Genomic DNA, 20,090 nt, shown 5'->3' on the forward strand with positions numbered 1-20,090 from the left:
GTTTCGTGTCCCCTATGTCGTCGTCGCTACTGCTGGTTCACGGGGCCCCGGTCGGCGGCCCTGGGGTCAGGGCCGCCGACCGCGCCTCACACTTCCTCGACCGAGCTCGGCTCCCGCCGGGACAGGTCGATACCGAGTTCCTCCGCGGCCCGGAACACCTCGTCGTCGGTCTCGCGCATCTCCAGGGCCACGCCGTCGCTGGACAGCACCTCGACGTTGAGGCACAGCGACTGCAGCTCCTTGAGCAGCACCTTGAACGACTCCGGGATGCCCGGCTCGGGGATGTTCTCGCCCTTGACGATCGCCTCGTAGACCTTGACCCGGCCCAGGACGTCGTCCGACTTGATGGTGAGCAGCTCCTGCAGGGCGTAGGCGGCGCCGTAGGCCTGCATCGCCCAGCACTCCATCTCACCGAAGCGCTGGCCGCCGAACTGCGCCTTACCGCCGAGCGGCTGCTGGGTGATCATGGAGTACGGGCCGGTCGACCGCGCGTGGATCTTGTCGTCCACCAGGTGGTTGAGCTTGAGGATGTAGATGTAGCCGACCGCGATCGCGTCCGGCAACGGCTCACCGGAGCGCCCGTCGAACAGCTGGGCCTTGCCCGAGCTGCCGATCAGCTGCACGCCGTCCCGGTTGGGCAGGGTGCTGCCCAGTAGGCCGGTGATCTCCTCCTCGCGGACACCGTCGAAGACCGGGGTCGCGACGTTGGTGTCCGGCTCGGCGTCGTCCGAGCCGATGGCACGCAGCGCGGCCTTCCACTCGGCGTCGTCGCCCTCGACCTTCCACCCGGTCTTGGCCACCCACCCGAGGTGGGTCTCCAGGATCTGGCCGATGTTCATCCGGCCCGGCACACCGAGCGGGTTGAGCACGATGTCGACCGGGGTGCCGTCGGAGAGGAACGGCATGTCCTCGACCGGCAGGATCTTGGAGATGACGCCCTTGTTGCCGTGCCGGCCGGCGAGCTTGTCACCGTCCTGGATCTTCCGCTTCTGCGCGACGTAGACCCGGACCAGCTCGTTGACGCCGGGCGGCAACTCGTCGCCGTCGTCGCGGGAGAAGGTCCGTACGCCGATCACCGTGCCGGTCTCGCCGTGCGGCACCTTCAGCGAGGTGTCCCGGACCTCCCGGGCCTTCTCGCCGAAGATCGCCCGCAGCAGCCGCTCCTCCGGGGTCAGCTCGGTCTCACCCTTCGGGGTGACCTTACCGACCAGGATGTCACCGGGAACCACCTCGGCGCCGATCCGGATGATGCCGCGCTCGTCGAGGTCGGCGAGCATCTCCTCGCTGACGTTCGGGATGTCGCGGGTGATCTCCTCCGGGCCGAGCTTGGTGTCCCGGGCGTCGACCTCGTGCTCCTCGATGTGGATCGAGGTGAGCACGTCCTGCTGCACCAGCCGCTGGGACAGGATGATGGCGTCCTCGTAGTTGTAACCCTCCCACGGCATGAACGCCACGAGCAGGTTGCGGCCGAGGGCCATCTCGCCGTCGTCGGTGCACGGGCCGTCCGCGATGACCTGGCCGGCCTCGACCCGGTCGCCCTCGAAGACGGTCGGCTTCTGGTTGACGCAGGAGCCGGCGTTGGAGCGACGGAACTTGTGCAGCAGGTACGTCCGACGGTGGCCGTCGTCCTGGTGCACGGTGACGTAGTCGGCGCACAGGTCCTCGACCACGCCGCCGGACTCGGCGATCACCACGTCGCCGGCGTCGACCGCAGCACGGTACTCCATGCCGGTGCCGACCAGCGGGGACTCCGCCTTGACCAGCGGCACCGCCTGGCGCTGCATGTTGGCGCCCATCAGCGCCCGGTTGGCGTCGTCGTGCTCCAGGAACGGAATCATCGCGGTGGCGACGGAGACCATCTGCCGCGGTGAGACGTCCATGTAGTCGACGGCGGCCGGCGGGACGAAGTCGACCTCACCGCCCTTGCGTCGGACCAGGACCCGGTCCTCGGCGAAGGTGCCGTCGGCCATCAGCGGCGCGTTGGCCTGCGCCTTGACGAACCGGTCCTCCTCGTCCGCGGTCAGGTAGTCGATCTGGTCGGTGACCCGGCCGTCGATGACCTTGCGGTACGGGGTCTCGATGAAGCCGAACGGGTTGACCCGCCCGAAGGTGGACAACGCCCCGATCAGACCGATGTTCGGGCCTTCCGGGGTCTCGATCGGGCACATCCGGCCGTAGTGCGACGGGTGCACGTCACGGACCTCGAAGCCGGCCCGCTCCCGGGACAGACCACCCGGGCCGAGCGCGCTGAGCCGCCGGCGGTGGGTCAACCCGGCCAGCGGGTTGGTCTGGTCCATGAACTGGGACAGCTGAGAGGTGCCGAAGAACTCCTTGATCGCCGCCACCACCGGGCGGATGTTGATCAGGGTCTGCGGCGTGATGGCCTCGACATCCTGCGTGGTCATCCGCTCACGGACGACCCGCTCCATCCGGGACAGGCCGACCCGTACCTGGTTCTGGATCAGCTCGCCGACGGTACGCAGCCGCCGGTTGCCGAAGTGGTCGATGTCGTCGGCTTCGTAGCCCTCCTCACCGGCGTGCAGCCGGCAGAGGTACTCGACGGTGGCGACGATGTCGTCCTCGGTGAGCGTCCCGGAGTTGATCGGGACGTCGAGGTTGAGCTTCTTGTTGAACTTGTACCGGCCGACCTTGGCGACGTCGTACCGCTTGGGGTTGAAGAACAGGTTGTCGAGCAGCGTCTGCGCGTTCTCGCGGGTCGGCGGCTCACCGGGACGGAGCTTGCGGTAGATGTCGAGCAGCGCCTCGTCCACCCCGGCGATGTGGTCCTTCTCCAGGGTGGTCATCATCAGCTCGGACCAGCCGAACCGCTCCCGGATTCGGTCGGCGGACCAACCGATGGCCTTGAGCAGGACGGTGACGGCCTGACGCCGCTTACGGTCGATGCGGACACCGACGGTGTCGCGCTTGTCGATGTCGAACTCCAGCCAGGCACCCCGGCTAGGGATCACCTTGACGCTGGACAGGTCGCGGTCGGAGGTCTTGTCCGGCTGCTTGTCGAAGTACACGCCCGGGGACCGGACGAGCTGGCTGACCACCACGCGCTCGGTGCCGTTGATGATGAAGGTGCCCTTGGGCGTCATCATCGGGAAGTCACCCATGAACACCGTCTGGCTCTTGATCTCGCCGGTGGTGTTGTTGGTGAATTCCGCAGTGACGAAGAGCGGCGCGCAGTAGGTCAGGTCCTTCTCCTTGCACTCCTCGATCGAGGCCTTGACCTCGTCGAAGCGCGGGCTGGAGAAGGAGAGCGACATGGTGCCGGAAAAGTCCTCAATGGGACTGATCTCGTCGAGGATCTCCGCGAGGCCGGATCGTGCGTGCGGGTCGTCAGCCGACCGGCCCTGCCAAGCCTCGTTGCCCACCAGCCAGTCGAACGACTCGGTCTGGATGGAGAGAAGGTTGGGGACCTCGAGGTGTTCGGTGATCCGGCCGAATGAGATTCGGCGAGGAGCGAAAGCGCTCGACGTACGACTGGTCTTCGCAGGGCGGGAAGCTGCCAAGATGCGTCCTTCCGAGGACCGGTGCTGCAGACGGCTGTTTCGCGCGCACTCCAAAGAACCTCGGTCAAAATATCCAGGATCGGACATTCCGGGCGCGAGGCAAGTCGGAAGGCAGCGCAAACTAGCAGTGTAGCCGAGCGGCTAACCGCTGTCCAGCCCGACGCCGAAGGACGTCGCGGAGCTGGTCGGGGCGACCGGGACCGGTGCCTCCGTACCGCTCGGAACGCGGCGTTCCCACGGAGCCTGGTGGGGGCTGGCGAACACCGGGACCCTGACCGGTCTCCCGATCCGGCGACCCGCTGCTGGTGCCATTACCCAGCTTTGGCCGTCGCAAGCCCATGAAACAGCTTGCTGTAGTCAGCGTGCCTGCCGGTCCGTGCCGCGTCAAGGCCTGTCGTACGGGGAGATCGCCCACTACGTCAGCCGGTTGCCGGCCGACCGGGCAGCCCGTCGACCCGGCCAAGGGCGAAATGCCCTGATCATCGGGCAGTCGCACCGGGTGTGCGAACGGAAACGGGCGGCAACCCCCGTGGGGGATCGCCGCCCGCAACCAACCTCGGTGTGGGTCAGGTCACTTGAGGGTGACCTTGGCGCCCTCCGCCTCCAGCTTGGCCTTGGCCTTGTCGGCGGTCTCCTTGTTGGCCTTCTCCAGGACCGCCTTCGGCGCGGCCTCGACCAGGTCCTTGGCCTCCTTGAGGCCGAGGCCGGTCAGCTCCCGGACCACCTTGATGACCTGAATCTTCTTGCCACCGTCCGCGTCGAGGATGACGTCGAACTCGTCCTTCTCCGGCTCGGCCTCGGCCGGTGCGGCGGCCGGGCCACCAGCGGCCGCGACGGCCACCGGCGCGGCGGCGGTCACGTCGAAGGTCTCCTCGAACTGCTTCACGAACTCCGAGAGCTCGATCAGCGTCATCTCCTTGAACGCGTCGAGCAGCTCGTCGGTGCTGAGCTTCGCCATGGTCGGCTTCCTTTCGAATTGAGTACGTTGACGGGGCGCTGGCGGGTCAGGCCTGCGTACCCTCGGATTCGCGCTTGTCCTGCAGCGCTGCCGCCAGGCGGGCGGTCTTCGACAGCGGGGCCTGCAGCACGGCCGCGGCCTTGCTCAGGTTCGCCTTCATGCCACCGGCCAGCTTGGCCAGCAGCACCTCGCGGGACTCGAGGTCGGCCAACTTGTTGACCTCGGTCGCGGTGATCGCGCGCCCCTCGAAGACCCCGCCCTTGATGACCAGCATCGGGTTGGCCTTGGCGAAGTCGCGCAGGCCCTTCGCGGCCTCGACCACGTCGCCGGAGACGAAGGTGAGCGCGGTAGGACCGGTGAACAGCGCGTCGAGTCCGTCGATACCCGCGTCCGACGCGGCCCGCTTGGCCAGGGTGTTCTTCGCCACCGAGTAGGTCGCGCTCTGCCCCAGCGAACGGCGCAGCTGGGTCAGCTGGGCGACGGTGAGACCCCGGTACTCGGTGAGCACCGTGGCACCCGATTCACGGAACCGTTCGGTCAGGTCGGCGACCGCAGTCGCCTTGTCGGCACGAACCGGCTTGTCCGCCATGTCCCTCCTCTCTGGTGCTCCAGGCTGGCGGTCGGCCGGCGGATGGCCGGCCGGCCGGGAAGATCCCGCGCCCACGAAAAACGCCCCGGGCGCAGGGCGCACGGGGCGAGACAGCCGTCAGCCGACGGCGATGACTCATCGTCCGTTCCGCCCCTGCGCGGGCCGCCCGTGAAAACGGGACCTTCAACCGTGCCGAGGCACGGTGACCAGCGGTCTTTGGGTGTGGATAGGGCAAGCGTACGGCACCACAGCGGCAGGCACCAAATTCGCCCGGCACGGCGGTGGGGGCGGGGTCCGCCGGACCCCGCCCCCACCGTCAGTCGATCTGGACCGCTCAGCCTTCGCTGGTCGCCTCGTGCAGGTCCTTGACCACGTTCGGGTCCACCGGTACGCCCGGCCCCATGGTGGTGGTCAGCACGACCTTCCTGAGGTACTTGCCCTTGGCCGCGGACGGCTTGGCCCGCAGCACCTCGTCGAGTACGGCCGCGTAGTTGTCGATCAGCTGGGCCTCGCCGAACGAGGCCTTCCCGATGATCAGGTGCAGGTTGGAGTGCTTGTCCACCCGGAAGGCGATCTTGCCGCCCTTGATGTCCGAGACGGCCTTGGTCACGTCCATGGTGACCGTACCGGTCTTCGGGTTCGGCATCAGGCCGCGCGGGCCCAGGATCCGCGCGATCCGGCCGATCTTCGCCATCTGGTCCGGGGTGGCGATCGCCGCGTCGAAGTCCAGCCAGCCGCCCTGAATCCGGGCAACCAGCTCATCGGTGCCGACCTCGTCCGCGCCGGCGGCGACGGCCTCCTCCGCCTTCGCCCCAGCGGCGAAGACGATCACTCGGGCCGTCTTGCCCGTACCGTGCGGCAGGTTGACCGTGCCGCGGACCATCTGGTCCGCCTTGCGCGGGTCGATGCCGAGGCGCATCGCGACCTCGACCGTGGCGTCGAACTTCGACGAGCTCGTCTCCTTGGCCAACTTCACCGCCTCGGCCGGGGCGTACAGCTTCGTCCGGTCGATCTGCTCGGTGGCCTTGCGGTAGTTCTTGCTGCGCTGCATTGTCTCTGGCTCCTGTGGTCACTGGCGGGCGACGCCGTGCGCGCGCCCTCCCACGTCGGTCGGCTCCGACCCGCAGTCGCGGGTCGGGACGGTCACTCCTTGACGGTGATGCCCATCGACCGGGCGGTCCCGGTGATGATCTTCTCCGCCTGCTCGATGCTGTTCGCGTTGAGGTCGGCCATCTTCTTCTCGGCGATCTCCCGCAGCTGGGCGGTGGTCACCTGGCCGACCTTGGTGGTGTGCGGCACACCCGAGCCCTTCTGGATCCCGGCGGCCTTGAGCAGCAGCCGGGCAGCGGGCGGGGTCTTCAGCACGAAGGTGAAGGACCGGTCCTCGTACACGCTGATCTCAGCGGGCACGATGTCGCCCCGCTGGGATTCGGTCTGCGCGTTGTACGTCTTGCAGAACTCCATGATGTTCACGCCGTGCTGACCCAGCGCCGGACCGACCGGCGGTGCCGGGGTGGCCTGACCCGCCGGCAACTGCAGCGTGAACGTCTTGACGAGCTTCTTCTTCGGAGGCATGTCACTTCCTGGGGCTTGATCTGGTGTTCCGCACCGGATCTGCGGGACGTCACCGGCGACTGGCCGTCGTCCGGCACGGGCTGGCGAGCCCTCGACACGCGCGCACGGTCAGGCGCGGCCCAGGGCCGACGTTCTAGGTTAGCGCAGCTGACGGCGGCAGCCCAGCTGGGGTTGCCGCCGTCGGTGTGCCGCAGGGGTTACGCAGGCGCGGAGAACCGCAGGCCCGGCTGTGCCGGAGTCAGATCTTGGCGACCTGGTTGAAGTTCAGCTCCACCGGGGTCTCCCGGCCGAAGATCGACACCAGCACCTTCAGCTTCTGCTGGTCGGCGTTGATCTCGCTGATCGTGGCCGGCAACGAGGCGAACGCGCCGTCGGTAACGGTGACCGAGTCGCCGACCTCGAAGTCCAGCACCTTGACCTCGGGCTTGGCCTTCTTGGGCTCGGCCGTCACCGCCGGGACGAGCCACTTGAGCACCTCGTTGAGCGACAACGGCGCCGGCCGGTCGGCCCGGTCGGTCGCCCCGACGAAGCCGGTGACGCCCGGGGTGTTACGCACGCAGGAGTACGACTCCGGGGTGAGGTCCATCCGGACCAGGATGTAGCCGGGGAAGACCTTGTTCTGCACCTGGAGCCGCTTGCCGTTCTTGACCTCGACCTCCTCCCGGGTCGGCACCTCGACCTGGAAGATGTACTCCTCCATGTCGAGGCTGGTGATCCGGGTCTCGAGGTTGGTCTTGACCTTGTTCTCGTAGCCGGCGTACGAGTGCACCACGTACCAGTCACCTGGCGCGTAGCGCAGCTTCTGCCGCAGCTCGGCGACCGGGTCGAACTCCTCGTCGTCGGCCACGGCGACGGGTTCGGCGACGTCGGCCGCAGAACTGTCCGGACTGTCCGGACTGTCTGGCCCGACGGCGGAGCCGTTGGCGTCGGCCGGGGGCTCGTCCGCCCCGGCAGCGGGGACCGGTGGTGCGCTGGCGGCCTCAACCGACTCATCAGCCGCCGCCGTGGCCACCGTCGACTGGTCGTCGGTGACGCTGGCGGTCTCGTCGTACTCAGGCACGCTTGCTCACTTCCGTCACAAAATCAGCTGGGGTTGCCGAATACCCACAGCACACCTTTGGCGAACACGAAGTCCAGCCCGGCCACGATGGTCAGCATGACCGCGATGAACACGACCACCACGGCGGTGTAGGTCAGCAACTCCTTACGAGTCGGCCAGATGACCTTACGCAGCTCGGCGACCACTTCGCGGACGAACCGGATGATCCGCCCGAAAAACCCCACCCCGGCCTCGGCCTTCGCCTTAGGTCGCCCCTCGGACGACTCCGCCTTGGCCCTGCTCCGGGTGGCCGTGCCACCCCGTGCCGCCGGCTCGTCGTCGTCGACCTCGTCCTCGACCGACGTCTCGTCGATCGACTCGTCCTCGGGGCGGTCGTCCGCGGCGTCATCGCCACGCCGGTTCCTCTCGGCCATCTCGCCCTCCGTCGCGGTGGTCGGGTCGCGCGCCAGGTCAGACGCGCTGCGTCGTGCACGTCGGCCATTCCCCTTGCGGGACGGCCGCCAACGGGGACGGCAGCCGACCCACCGGGTCGGTCAGGCCTTGGGCGCAGGGGTGACAGGACTTGAACCTGCAGCCTGCGGTTTTGGAGACCGCTGCTCTGCCAATTGAGCTACACCCCTGTGCGGGTCGGCAACCCCACCCAACCCCGCGGGGCGCACGGCCACGCAGGACTGAACAGGGGTCACAGGCCCCACGGCGGACCAGTGTACGGGTAGAGCCACCACTTTCCCAACCGGTACCGGCACCGCGCGTACCCGGGCCGGTACCACCGGCCGTCAGCGCGGGGTACGGACCAGTGCCCGGGCCTGGCTGAGCACCTTTTCGCCGGCGCAGACGGCCGTCACGTCGATGCGGGTCAACCCGTCCTCGGTGGTGCCCTTGACCACGCCGGTCACCTCGACCTCGGTGCCCTCGTCGTCGTCCGGCACCACCACCGGGCGGGTGAACCGGACCGAGTACTCGACCACCGCGTCCGCCGATCCGGCCCACTGCGTCACCGCGCGCCCGGCCAACGCCATGGTGAGCATGCCGTGGGCGATGACACCTGGCAGGCCGACCCCGGTGGCGAACCGGTCGCTCCAGTGGATGGGGTTGAAGTCGCCGGAGGCCCCGGCGTAGCGGACGAGGTCGGACCGGGTGACCCGGAACCGTTGCGGAGTCAGCTCCATCTCAGTCCTCCCCCCGGACGACCAGCTTCATCCAGACGGTGACCACCGGCTCACCGGTGGCCGCAGTGGCGATCTCGGTACGGACGGTCAGGAAGTCGTGTCCGCCACGGGACATGATCTCCTCGATGGTGTCGGTGCACACCAGTTCGTCGCCGGCGACCACTGGGCGGACGTACCGGAACCGCTGGTCGCCGTGCACCACCCGGCTGTAGTCGATCGCGAGATCGGGATCGGAGATCACCCGCTCGGACGAGGACATGGTGACCGCTACCGGGAAGGTCGGTGGCGCGACCACGTCCGGATAGCCCGCTTTGCGGGCGACGTCCGGATCGTGGTGAACGGCATCGCTGGCCCCGATGGCGACGGCGAACTCGCGGATCTTCTCCCGCCCCACCAGGTACGTACCGCCGGGCGGGTAACTGCGACCGACTAAGGACGGATCCATGGGCATGCGCAGCAACCTACCCGCTGGCCGGCACCCGGACGACGTGCGGGCCGCCCGGAACGGCGATGGTCAGCGGGTCTCGCGGTGCAGCGTGTGCTTGCCGTCCCGGGGGCAGAACTTCTTCAGCTCGATGCGGTCCGGGTCGTTACGGCGGTTCTTCCGCGTGATGTAGTTGCGCTCCTTGCACTCCACACACGCCAAAGTGATCTTTGGACGGACGTCGGTCGCCTTGGCCACGGCGGGGTGCCTTCCTCGCTATCGGAACAACTACAGCGTGCCAGCGTAGCCTGCGGCAGCGCGGACATGCAAAGCGGGCGCCTGCGGCGCCCACCCGTACTTCGTACCACCGGCCTCACCCGCGAAGCCGACCGTAGCGGTGGCCGGACTTGAACCGGCGACACAACGATTATGAGCCGTTTGCTCTACCACCTGAGCTACACCGCCGTGACGGGTCCAGTGGAACCCACTGAGCCCCCTTACGGAATCGAACCGTAGACCTTCTCCTTACCATGGAGACGCTCTGCCGACTGAGCTAAGGGGGCCGAACACCCACCCGCCTGGGCGGATGCGCACGGGTAAGAGTACACGGCCCCGCCCGCGAGGTGAAATCAGCTTGGCCCGTCTGCGCCGCCGCAGGTCAGGGCCCTTCCGGTCGGGGATCAGGGCACTGCCCGCAGCCGACGAACCTCGCTGGACTGCAGGCTCTCCGGGTCGGTTTGCGCCTCGTACCAGGCGGCCAGCCGCTCGTACGGCAACGGACGGCTGAACAGGAAGCCCTGCCCGACCTGGCAGCCGATGTCCTGCAGCAGTTCCAGGGTCAGTTCGCTCTCCACCCCTTCGGCCACCACGGTCAGGCCGAACTGCTGGGACAGCGTCACGACGGCGTTGACGATCGCCAGGTCCCCCGGATCGGTCGCCATCCCCTGCACGAACGACCGGTCGACCTTCACCTCGTGCACCGGCAGCCGGCGCAGGTGCGCCAGCGAGGTGTAGCCGGTGCCGAAGTCGTCGACGGACAGCCGTACCCCGAGGTCACGCAGCCGCCGTAGGGTCGGCATCGGCCGGTCCGTGCCGTCCAGCACACCGGCCTCGGCGATCTCCAGGGTGAGCAGCTCCGGAGCGACCTGCGCGTCATCCAGCAGGGTCCGGACCAGCTCGGGAAACTCCGGATCGGTCAGGGTACGGGCGGACAGGTTGACGGCCACCGGCAACGGCTGCTGACCGACGCTCCACTCCCGGCTGCGGCGCAGCCCTTCGCGCAGCACGAACTCGGTCAGCCGACCGAGCTGGCCGGTGTGTTCGGCGACCGCGACGAAGTCCTCCGGCGAGACCGAACCGTGCGTCGGATGCTCCCACCGGGTCAGGCACTCGACCCCGACCAGCCGGCGGCCGTGCAGCGTCACCTTCGGCTGGTAGTAGACCTCCAGCTGCATCTCATCGAGCGCGACCCGCAGGTCACCGGCGAGACCGAGCCGGCGTACCGAGCGGGACTCCAACGCCGGATTGAACAGCTGGACGCCGCCGGGCACCGACTTCGCCGCCGTCGCGGCCAGGTCCGCCCGCTGCAGCAGTGTCGCGGCGTCGCTGCCGTGGTCGGGGTGTACCGCGACACCGGCCACGGTGTCGACGTCCAGGGTCAACGCGCCGAAGACCATCTGGTCGCGAATCTGGTCACGGAGCTCGACCGCGAGCTGTACGGCGTACTCCGCAGCCTCCATCCGCAGGGTGACCACGAACTCGTCTCCGCCGCTGCGGCCGACCAGCGCGGCCGACGGGGCGCGGTCCCGCAGCCGCCGGGCGACCTCGGCCAGGACCTTGTCCCCGGCCGCGTGGCCGAGGGACTCGTTGACCTGTCGCAGCCCGGCGACGTCGAAGAGCAGAACCGCGACCACCTCACCCGGGGTCCGGATGGCCACCGACTCGTCGAGCGCTGCGGTCAGCCGGCGGCGGTTGGCCAGCCGGGTCAGGCCGTCGTGGGCCGCGTCGTAGCGCAGCCGGTCGACCAGGCGCGAGTTCTCCACGGCGACCGCGGCGTGCACGGCGATCGCCTCCAGCAGCCGTAGGTCACCCGGCCCGAAGTGGGAGATGTCCCCGAGCCGGCCGGACACCTCCAGGCAGCCGATCACCAGGGAACCGGCTCGTAGCGGCACTACGACGGCGTCCTTGGCACCCCACTTCCGAAGTGCGGTGTCGAACGGGCCGTCGCCGAACTTCGCGCCGACGGCCAGGGAACTTCCGGTCTCGAAGACGTGTTCACGGATCGATTCCGGGGCGCCGACCGTGTCTACCAGCCCCTGCCCGTCGGCGGTCGCGGACAGCAGCACCTCGGGATACCGCCCCTGTTTCGGCAGCCAGAGTGTCGCGTACTCGGACTGCAGCACCTCGCGGACCCGCTTGAGCAGTACGTCGACGATCGTCCCGTCGTGCGGCGTGTCGGCGATCGCCCGGGTCAACGCGTAGATCTCGGAGAGCGTGCGGTTCTGCCGCAGTGATTTCGCGTACGACCGGTAGGCCAGCACGAAGAAGGTGATCAGCGCGACCAACAGGATCAGCGCCCAGTCGCTCTGCGCCAGCAGGATCAGCACCACCAGACCGAAGGTGATGTTGATGGAGGCGACGACCAGGGCAGGGACCGTCGTGGTGGTGAGTTCCTTGGTGGACAACCGGCCCTGGGCAAGGGTGATCACCACGAGCACGGCGACCAGCGTGATGATCTGGCAGGCGATCATCGCCCCGACCAGCGTCAACCAGGTACGCGGCTCGGCGGCGTCGAGCACGTCGGCGTTGACGACGATCGCGGTGGCGATGGACGTGCTGGCGGCCACGTTCGCCACGTTGAACCACAACTTGACGGGCGGCTGCCGCCGGCTCAGATGACCGACCACGGCTGCCAGCACCCGACCGATGATCAGAGTAAGTGGCGGCAGGAAGAACAGACCGAGCAAAAACGGGATCTCGCCGATGTTCAGGGTAAACGACTGCCGGCGCACCTCGAACAGCAAGATTGCCGCGTGCGCGGCGAGGAACAGCCCGAAGAACAGCAGGCCCAGCGGCCAATCTCCGGTCGGATTGGGGTGGCTGATGGCCAAGGCCACAGAGATGAGTACGGCTATCAGAGCGAGTGGCCCGGTTACGAACCAGGCCCGCCTGGAAGAATGCCGTGAGATCGCCTGTGGCCTTGGCACTCGATCCCCTTGGTGTCGGCTGCGGCGATCAGGTCCAGCTGAAGTCGTAGAGCGAGACCTGCGAATCCACCATGGCGTCGAAGCCGTACTTGTCCACCGGGGAAACCACAGGCACCTCGTCACCGACCGTAACCCAGGCTTGGGCAGCCTGGGCGGCGGTCCCAGCGGTGAACGAGACAGCAATCCCGAGTGCGGCGACCGCGACGACCCTGCCGAGCCGGCGGCCCATCGTGTGTCCACGCATGTTACAGACTCCCGTCCAAGGAGGCGAATGAGTTACGCGAATGAGGGGCAGAGTCCTGATGGTGCCACACCGGACCGCACCAACGGTAGGTTGACGCGGCCGGCCTGCACCTTCGGCACCGCCCATCCTAGCCAATCGGACGAGGAGAACCTTAGCGGCGGCTTTGCCCTGCGGCTTTCGTCCCGCTGCTGCTCCGGCTGGTGATCCGGCTCGACGACAGCCGGTGGCGCCGCGAAGAGGATTGGCAGGCACGAACACTAGGCAAACCCCGCACTGAGCGAAGCTACTGGGCTAATATCATGACCGACATGCCGGATTTATTACGAATCAACGAAGGAAGTGATTTGTTGCTCTTTTATGCAACTAAAATTCGGGATAAGGGTCAACTAACCGAGTCATCAGCCGGCGACGGCCGTCGCCGGGTCTCGACGCTAAGCCCTGCCGACCACTCGATGGCACCCTTTTCGGTCACGGCTCGGTGTCGGCGGCTACTCGCCAGTTCGGAAAACGCAGCCCAAACGGTGTACTGCCACCGAGAACGCTACCCGGGGTGCGGGTCGACGACTCGCCGAACGCTCAATGGCCCGTTCACACACCGCGTGCCCACCAGCCGGCGGGCACGCGGGCCTGTCGTGCCCCCAGACCCGCTGGCAACGATGAGTGCCGACTAGTTGACGCAGCGTCACAGTCCCAGGGTCGGCTGCACCAGTCGAGCCTGATGCCACAGGTGCATCAGGATGCACCTGTGGCATCAGGTCCGCAGAAGCACCTTGGGTCCGCAGAGCACCTTGGGTCCGGAGCCTTGGTCCCGGAAACCGGGGACGGCTGGACCTGGCCGGACCGGGCGGGACGGCACGCCGGCCCGTACGACAACAGCCCTTGACCTGTTGGTGCAGGTCAAGGGCTGTTGGTGCGCCTGGTGGCGGGTAGAGGATTCGAACCTCTGTAGCTTTCGCGACGGATTTACAGTCCGCTCCCATTGGCCGCTCGGGCAACCCGCCAGGGCGTGCCGCCTCGTCACGCGAGGCGACGCAGGAAAGGATAGCGGCATGACGGGGCTCTCCCGCAACCGGGTACCGTCAGCGGGAGTCAACTGTCCGGCAACGTCCGATACACCGTCCGAGACCCGCGCACCGTCCGAGACCCGCACTGGCAGGGAGCAGACCATGGCAGCCAACCCGTCGTTCGACATCGTGAGCAAGGTCGACCGGCAGGAGATCGACAACGCCCTCCGGCAGACCGAGAAGGAGCTGTCCACCCGCTTCGACTTCCGCGGCACCGGCGCCGAGATCGCCTGGTCCGGCGAGGAGGCCGTGACGTTGCAGGCGGAGACCGAGGAGCGGGTCAAGGCCAGCCTGGACGTGTTCAAGGAGAAGCTGGTCAAGCGGAACATCTCGCTCAAGTCGCTGGACGCCGGTGACCCACGCTCGTCGGGCAAGACCTACAAGATCGACTGCAAGGTCATCCAGGGCATCGAGTCGGACAAGGCGAAGGCGATCAGCAAGAAGATCCGCGACGACGGCCCCAAGGGTGTCCAGGCGCAGATCCAGGGCGACCAGCTGCGCGTCACCGCCAAGAAGAAGGACGACCTGCAGGCGGTCATCGCGCTGCTCAAGCAGGAGGACTTCGGCATCGCCCTGCAGTTCACCAACTACCGCTGACTCAGCTCAGGCCGGACCGCCGAGCAGGGCCCGGTCCAGGTCGACCGCCGCGCGGGCTTCGGCGCGGCTGATCGGACCGGCCGGCCAGCCGGCCAGCAGCGCAGCCAGGGCGAGCGCGGCGGCGGCGAACAGGAAGGCCGCCGCCGGGCCACCGGCGCGGTCCACGAGCACGCCGGCGACCGCGCCGCCGGCCGCGCTGGCACCGACCGCCATGGTGGTAACCCAGGTGTACGCCTCGTTCAGCATGCTGACCGGGGCGATCCGGCCGACCATGGTGTTCTCGACGGTCAGCGCCGGGGCGATCACGGCACCGCCGAGCGTCAGTGCCACGCCCAGGGCCAGCGGGTGCGGCATCACCGCGTACACGACGAAGCTGGCGGCGACCCCGGCGAGCAGCCAGGCGAACTGACGGGAGGCGTCCACCGCCGGTCGGCGGATACCGAAGTAGATCCCGCCGGTGGCGCTACCGACGGCCCAGACGGCCAGCAGTACGCCGGCGAGGCTGCCGCCGTCGTCGTTGGTGCCCAGGTAGTTGGAGGCGTACGCGGGCACCGCCACGCCGGCCGTACCGAAGCCGATGCCCAGACCGCCGACACAGGCCAGCAACGCCGGGAAGCCGGGCACCCGCAGCGGGCCGAGGCCCCGGGCGTGGCCTTCCCGTGAGTGGGGTCGCCAGCCACGCATCGCCCGGCCGAGCGCCACCATGGTGGTGCCAGCCAGGGTGAGTACGGCTGCGGCGACCAGTGCGGCTGCGGCGTCGGCGAGCACGATGAGCCCGGCGACGAGCAGCGGGCCGATTACGAACACCACCTCGAAGATGGTGGTCTCGGCGGCGAGCGCGGTGTTGCGCAGCGGGTAGCGGCCACTGGCCGGGCTGGTCAGGTTGTTCCAGGCGCCCCGGATCGCGGCGCTGAGCGGCGGATAGCTGGCACCGGCGAGGCCGGACACCAGGAACACGGCCAGGATCGAGCCGCCGCTGCGGGTCGCGAACAGCAGGGCGATCAGGGCGACCGGGTGGGCGACCCCGGTGACCAGCAGCACCGGGCTCGGGCCGAGCCGGTCGGCGATCCGCCCGGCGACCGGGCTGAGGGCCGCACCGGCGAGGGCGTAGACGCCGCCGGCGATCGCGGCGAGTGAGTACCGGCCGGTGGAGTCGCTGATCACCAGCAGCAGGGCGAGCGGGGTCATGCCGATGCTGAGCCGGCCGATGACGCCCGGGATCAGCAGGGTGGGTCCGCCGGGGATGCGCCAGACGGCGACGTATTTCCGCAATCCGGACACTGTTCCGTTCCCTTCACCGGCTGGTGGCACCGGCGGCCGACGTGCTGCGGACCGGCCGATGGGCCGGCGGCGGTAACGACCACTCGGCCTGCCGACCCTAACCCGCTGACGGCCCCGCACCCCACCGGATTCGGTCCGGTACGGGGTGCGAGGCCGCTCACACAGGCGGATTCACAACCGGCGCTGCACCGGGCCGCCGGCACCGGCGTACGCCAACTGCTCCAGCCGGGCCACCCGCTGCTCCATCGGCGGGTGGGTGGAGAACAGCGCGGCGAACCCGCCCTTGCGCAGCGGGTTGTCGATCATCAGGTGGGCCGAGCTGGCCAGCTGACCCTCGGCCGGCAGCGGCATGCGCTGCGTACCCATGTGGATCTTGCGGAGCGCGCTGGCCAGCGCGAGCGGGTCGCGGGTCAGTGCGGCGCCGGACGCGTCCGCCTGGTACTCGCGGTTACGGCTGATCGCCAGCTGGATGATCGACGCGGCCAGCGGCCCGAGGATCAGCATGGCGAGCAGCGCGGCCGGGTTGGCGCCCTCGTCGTCGTCCCCGCCGCCGAACGGCAGGAACCAGGCGAGGTGGGCCAGCATGGTGACGATGCCGGCGAGCGACGCCGCGACGCTGGAGATCAGGATGTCCCGGTTGTAGACGTGGGACAGTTCGTGCCCGATCACCCCGCGCAGCTCGCGGTAGTCGAGGATCTGCACGATCCCCTGGGTGACGCAGACCGCCGCGTTGGCCGGGTTACGCCCGGTCGCGAACGCGTTGGGCTGCATGGTCGGGCTGACGTAGAGCCGGGGCATCGGCTGCCCGGCCTCGGCGGCCAACTCCCGGACCATCTGATGCAGCGCCGGGAACTGCGCGTCGCTGACCGGCTGGGCCCGCATCGAGCGCAGCGCGATCTTGTCGGACCAGAAGTAGGTGCCGGCGTTCATCGCCAGCGAGACTCCTACGGCGATCATCAAGCCGCCGCTGCCGCCGAACCAGTAGCCAACGCCGAGGATCATGGCGGTGAGCAGGCCGAGCAGGGCTGCCGTCTTGAGACCGTTGTGGTGGCTGTGCACGTTCACTCCCTCTCCACCGGGTCATCTGGAGGACCCCACGGCAGGTGCAACGCCCACGTACCCACTGCACATCCCGCAATAGCTGAGAGTTGGCTGTCAATCAAGACCTGGCGGGCATGTTTCACTCAGGCAGGAACTCGCACTCAGCCCGCAACGACGTCAAAGACCACCTGTGGTGCAAACCCGAGCAAAACCGCCAGAACGGTCGCGACGGCGAGCGTCGCCACCACTGGCCACGCCACCGCGCCACCAGGTGCCGGCACGCCACGACCCGAGGGCGGCGTCGGCTCCGGCACCCGGGCGTACAGCGTGGCACTGACCCGCAGGTAGTAGACCAGGCCGAGGACCGCGTTGGCCGCAACCACCAACGCCAGCCAGCCGGCCCCGCCGACCAGCAGCGACCGGACCACCGCCACCTTGGCGAACAACCCGGCCAGGCCCGGTGGCAGACCGGCCAGCCCGATCAACGCCAGCGTCAGCGCGGCACCGACCCACGGGCGGCGGCGGGCCGCGCCCGCATACGCGGCGATCCGACCGCCGTCGCCGGCCGCCGGTCGCAACGCCACCACCGCAGCGAAGGCGGCAAGCTCCAACAACACAAAGAAGACGGTGTACGCGAAGACCGCCGCGACGGCCACCGCCTGCTCCTCGGCGCCCCGCCCGGCCACCCCGGCGGCCGCCGCCAGCGGCACCAGGATGTAGCCGGCCTGCGCGATCGACGACCAGGCCAACAGCCGCACCATCCGCCGCTGCCGCAACGCGACCAGGTTGCCGACCGTCATGGTCGCCACCGCCAGCACCGCCAGCACCGGCCCGGACGCGGCCAACTGCGGGGTGAGCCCTTCGGTCACCACCGCGACGATCGCCACCACGCCGCCGAGCTTCGACGCGGTCGACAGGTACGCGGCGACCGGCAGCGGCGCACCGTCGTAGGTCTTCGGCGCCCAGGCGTGCAGCGGCACCGCCGCCACCTTGAACGCCAGGCCGGTCAGCAGCAGCACCACGCCGACCCGGGCCAGCCGGGCCTGCCCGTCGGCCGAGCCGCCGACGACCGTACCGGCCGGTTCGGCCAGGCCGCTGGCTCCGGCGAGCAGGTCGAGGTGCACCGCGCCGTACGCGGCGTACAGCAGCGCCACGCCGAGCAGCGCCACCGCCGTGGACACCACGCTGACCACGAAGAAGCTCACTGCCGACTCGGCTGAGGCGGCCCGCTGCCGGCGCAGCCCGACCAGGATGTACAGCGGTAGGGTGAGCGTCTCCACCGCCACGACCAGGGTGATCAGGTCCCCGGCGGCGCCGAGCACCACCCCGCCGGTCATCGAGCAGGCCAGCAGGAAGCAGTACTCGCCGGCCGGCACCGCACCGGAGTTCAGCAGCGGCGCGGACAGCGCGAGCACGCCGGCGGTGAGCGCCGCGAACAGCAGCGCGACCAGGGCGGCCCGGCTGTCGGCGACGTACGAGCAGGCCAGCCCACCGACGGGCAGTCCGCCGTCGGGCAGCCCGCCGTCGGGCAGCCCGCCCCCGGCGGGTACGCCGGACGGCGTACCGCAGAACGTGGCCCGCGCCGGATGCGCCAGCGCCACCAGCGCGGCGAGGCCGACCCCGGCGGCGCCGGCGACAGCGGCCGCCCCGGTGACCGCCCGCCGGCCGATGAACAGGTCGGCCAGCAGCACCGCGACCGCCGTCGCCGCCGCCAGGTACGCCGGCAGCAGCGCCAGGTGGTCGATCGTCTGTGCGGCGGTCCCGTCGGTCACCGGATCACCTCCAGCAGGATCGTGACCGGCGACTCGGCGACGCCGAGCACCAGCGCCGGCACCAGCCCGATGGCCAACGCCAGCAGCACCAGCGGCGCCCAGGCCAGCGCCTCGGGGCGGCTGATCGCGAAGACGGGTGTGTCCCGGACCGCCGGCCCGGCCGGGCCGTGGGTGACCCGGCGCAGCATCCGCAGCAGGTACGCGGCGGTCAGTGCCGCGCCGACCGCCGCCGCCACGGCCAGCGTCGTCCACAGCGGCCCGCCGCGCTGCCAGGCGGCGACGACGGCGAACGCCTCACCCCAGAAGCCGGCCAGGCCGGGCAGGCCGAGGGAGGCGATCGCCGCGTAGCCGAGCAGCCCGGACAGCGCCGGGGAGCGTTCCCGCAGCCCGCCGAGATCCGCCAGCTCGCCGGTGTGGTAGCGGTCCTTGACCGCGCCGGCGAGGAAGAACAGCAGGCCGGTGATGACGCCGTGGGCGACGTTGCCGATCAGCGCGGCCTGGATGCCGGTGGCGCTCAGCGTGGCGATGCCCAGCAGCACGAACCCCATGTGTCCGACACTGGAGTAGGCGATCAGCCGTTTCAGTTCGGTCTGCGCCAGGCACACCAGGGAGCCGACGATGATCGCGGCGACGGCGAGGGCGCCGAGCACCGGGGCGGCCCAGCGGGCTCCTTCGGGGGCGACGCCGACGGCGACCCGGATCAGCCCGTACGTGCCCATTTTGAGCAGCACCCCGGCGAGGATCACGCTGCCGACGGTGGGTGCCTGGCTGTGCGCGTCGGGCAGCCAGCTGTGCAGCGGCCACAGCGGTGCCTTGACCGCGAAGGCCAGCGCCAGCAGCGTGAACGCGAATAGCTGGGTGCCCCGGCCGAGTCCGTCGCCGCCGGTGAGCACGGTCAGGTCGGCGGTGCCGGCGGCGGTCGTCACGGTCACCACGCCGACCAGCAGCAGCACCGACCCGGCCAGGGTGTAGACGGCGAACCTGGTCGCCGCCCGCCGGTGCGCGCCATCGGCCCGGTCGCCGCCACCGGCGGTACGGTCGCTGCCGCCCCAGCCGGCGATGATCGCGTACATCGGCAGCAGCACGACCTCGAAGAAGACGAAGAACAGCACCAGGTCGAGAGCGAGGAAGGTGCCGACGATGCCGACCTCGACGACCAGCAGCAACGCGACCAACGCCCGCCCGTTGCGGCCGTGTGGGGCGCGCCAGACGGTGTACGCGCAGCACAGCAGGGTCAGTCCGGTGGTGAGCAGCACCAGCGGGTACGAGATGCCGTCGACACCGAGGTGCAACCGCAGGTCCAGGGCGGGCACCCAGGGCAGGTCGAGCTGATGCCAGGGCAGCACCCCGGGTGGGCCGTCCAGCGGTGGACCGTAGGCGAACCAGCCGGCCCCGGTCGGGTCGCGCAGCAACGGCAGGCTGACCAGGAAGGTCACCGCCGCGAAGACGGTGCCGGTGATCCGGCCGGCCCGGTCCCCGCCGACCGGCAGGGCGAGCAGCAGCGCGCCGAGCGCCGGCACGACCAGCACGGCCAGCAGGGCGAGCTGCCCGACGGTCCAGCCGTCGTCGGCGTACGGCATCATCGGCGGCCC

Annotated in this window: 17 protein-coding genes and 4 tRNA genes; 1 reads left to right on the forward strand and 20 read right to left on the reverse strand. The window is 69.4% G+C overall.

All coding sequences use genetic code 11. The annotated features are described in order from the left end of the window. Positions 1 to 86: 86 nt before the first annotated feature. The 16 genes from O7553_RS24090 to O7553_RS24165 form a co-directional block, all read right to left on the reverse strand. Positions 87 to 3,518 (reverse strand): DNA-directed RNA polymerase subunit beta, encoded by a 3,432-nt coding sequence (locus O7553_RS24090; RefSeq protein ID WP_278173667.1) that lies wholly within the window; start codon positions 3,516 to 3,518, stop codon positions 87 to 89. Positions 3,519 to 4,089: 571 nt separating this feature from the next. After that, a complete protein-coding gene (gene rplL, locus O7553_RS24095; RefSeq protein ID WP_123606157.1) occupies positions 4,090 to 4,476 on the reverse strand; it encodes a 50S ribosomal protein L7/L12 in 387 nt (128 codons plus the stop codon). Positions 4,477 to 4,522: 46 nt separating this feature from the next. Next, complete coding sequence (gene rplJ / locus O7553_RS24100) at positions 4,523 to 5,065, reverse strand: 50S ribosomal protein L10 (RefSeq protein WP_281551898.1); 543 nt, start codon at positions 5,063 to 5,065, stop codon at positions 4,523 to 4,525. A 334-nt stretch (positions 5,066 to 5,399) separates the two neighbouring features. Then, on the reverse strand, positions 5,400 to 6,116 hold the full coding sequence (rplA, locus tag O7553_RS24105; RefSeq protein ID WP_281551899.1) for a 50S ribosomal protein L1: 717 nt from the start codon (positions 6,114 to 6,116) through the stop codon (positions 5,400 to 5,402). A 92-nt stretch (positions 6,117 to 6,208) separates the two neighbouring features. After that, positions 6,209 to 6,640 (reverse strand): 50S ribosomal protein L11, encoded by a 432-nt coding sequence (rplK, locus tag O7553_RS24110; protein WP_281551900.1) that lies wholly within the window; start codon positions 6,638 to 6,640, stop codon positions 6,209 to 6,211. A 238-nt stretch (positions 6,641 to 6,878) separates the two neighbouring features. Continuing rightward, positions 6,879 to 7,700 carry a transcription termination/antitermination protein NusG gene (gene nusG / locus O7553_RS24115; protein WP_281551901.1) on the reverse strand — a complete coding sequence of 274 codons (822 nt, stop codon included), beginning with the start codon at positions 7,698 to 7,700 and terminating at the stop codon, positions 6,879 to 6,881. A 23-nt stretch (positions 7,701 to 7,723) separates the two neighbouring features. Further along, a complete protein-coding gene (secE, locus tag O7553_RS24120) occupies positions 7,724 to 8,113 on the reverse strand; it encodes a preprotein translocase subunit SecE (RefSeq protein ID WP_281551902.1) in 390 nt (129 codons plus the stop codon). A 134-nt stretch (positions 8,114 to 8,247) separates the two neighbouring features. Further along, positions 8,248 to 8,320: transfer RNA gene (locus tag O7553_RS24125), tRNA-Trp, on the reverse strand. 156 nt (positions 8,321 to 8,476) lie between these two features. Next, positions 8,477 to 8,869, reverse strand: coding sequence for a MaoC/PaaZ C-terminal domain-containing protein (locus O7553_RS24130; protein WP_281551903.1), 393 nt, complete (start codon positions 8,867 to 8,869; stop codon positions 8,477 to 8,479). Between the two features lies 1 nt (position 8,870). Further along, a complete protein-coding gene (locus O7553_RS24135) occupies positions 8,871 to 9,320 on the reverse strand; it encodes a MaoC family dehydratase N-terminal domain-containing protein (protein WP_281551904.1) in 450 nt (149 codons plus the stop codon). Positions 9,321 to 9,383: 63 nt separating this feature from the next. After that, on the reverse strand, positions 9,384 to 9,551 hold the full coding sequence (gene rpmG / locus O7553_RS24140; RefSeq protein WP_046567246.1) for a 50S ribosomal protein L33: 168 nt from the start codon (positions 9,549 to 9,551) through the stop codon (positions 9,384 to 9,386). 134 nt (positions 9,552 to 9,685) lie between these two features. After that, positions 9,686 to 9,758, reverse strand: a tRNA-Met gene (locus O7553_RS24145). A 25-nt stretch (positions 9,759 to 9,783) separates the two neighbouring features. Continuing rightward, positions 9,784 to 9,856: transfer RNA gene (locus tag O7553_RS24150), tRNA-Thr, on the reverse strand. A 117-nt stretch (positions 9,857 to 9,973) separates the two neighbouring features. Beyond that, entirely contained in the window at positions 9,974 to 12,499 is a 2,526-nt protein-coding gene (locus O7553_RS24155) for a bifunctional diguanylate cyclase/phosphodiesterase (RefSeq protein WP_281551905.1), read from the reverse strand. Between the two features lie 28 nt (positions 12,500 to 12,527). Beyond that, a complete protein-coding gene (locus O7553_RS24160) occupies positions 12,528 to 12,743 on the reverse strand; it encodes a hypothetical protein (protein ID WP_281551906.1) in 216 nt (71 codons plus the stop codon). A gap of 917 nt (positions 12,744 to 13,660) precedes the next feature. Continuing rightward, a tRNA-Tyr gene (locus O7553_RS24165) sits at positions 13,661 to 13,744 on the reverse strand. A gap of 165 nt (positions 13,745 to 13,909) precedes the next feature. Between O7553_RS24165 and O7553_RS24170 the strand changes: the two genes are divergently transcribed. After that, complete coding sequence (locus O7553_RS24170; protein WP_281551907.1) at positions 13,910 to 14,404, forward strand: YajQ family cyclic di-GMP-binding protein; 495 nt, start codon at positions 13,910 to 13,912, stop codon at positions 14,402 to 14,404. A 6-nt stretch (positions 14,405 to 14,410) separates the two neighbouring features. On the opposite strand, the gene O7553_RS24175 is transcribed toward O7553_RS24170, so the two are convergent. The 4 genes from O7553_RS24175 to O7553_RS24190 form a co-directional block, all read right to left on the reverse strand. Continuing rightward, positions 14,411 to 15,685, reverse strand: coding sequence for an MFS transporter (locus O7553_RS24175; protein WP_281551908.1), 1,275 nt, complete (start codon positions 15,683 to 15,685; stop codon positions 14,411 to 14,413). Positions 15,686 to 15,856: 171 nt separating this feature from the next. Continuing rightward, positions 15,857 to 16,744 carry a zinc metalloprotease HtpX gene (gene htpX, locus O7553_RS24180; RefSeq protein ID WP_281555730.1) on the reverse strand — a complete coding sequence of 296 codons (888 nt, stop codon included), beginning with the start codon at positions 16,742 to 16,744 and terminating at the stop codon, positions 15,857 to 15,859. 143 nt (positions 16,745 to 16,887) lie between these two features. Beyond that, entirely contained in the window at positions 16,888 to 18,498 is a 1,611-nt protein-coding gene (locus O7553_RS24185; RefSeq protein ID WP_281551909.1) for a proton-conducting transporter membrane subunit, read from the reverse strand. Next, on the reverse strand, positions 18,495 to 20,078 hold the full coding sequence (locus O7553_RS24190) for an NADH-quinone oxidoreductase subunit M (RefSeq protein ID WP_281555731.1): 1,584 nt from the start codon (positions 20,076 to 20,078) through the stop codon (positions 18,495 to 18,497). Before O7553_RS24190 ends, O7553_RS24185 begins: the two co-directional genes overlap by 4 nt. Between the last annotated feature and the right edge of the window lie 12 nt (positions 20,079 to 20,090).

Origin of the sequence: Solwaraspora sp. WMMA2059 (assembly GCF_027497315.1) — a bacterium.
Lineage (GTDB): Bacteria > Actinomycetota > Actinomycetes > Mycobacteriales > Micromonosporaceae > Micromonospora_E.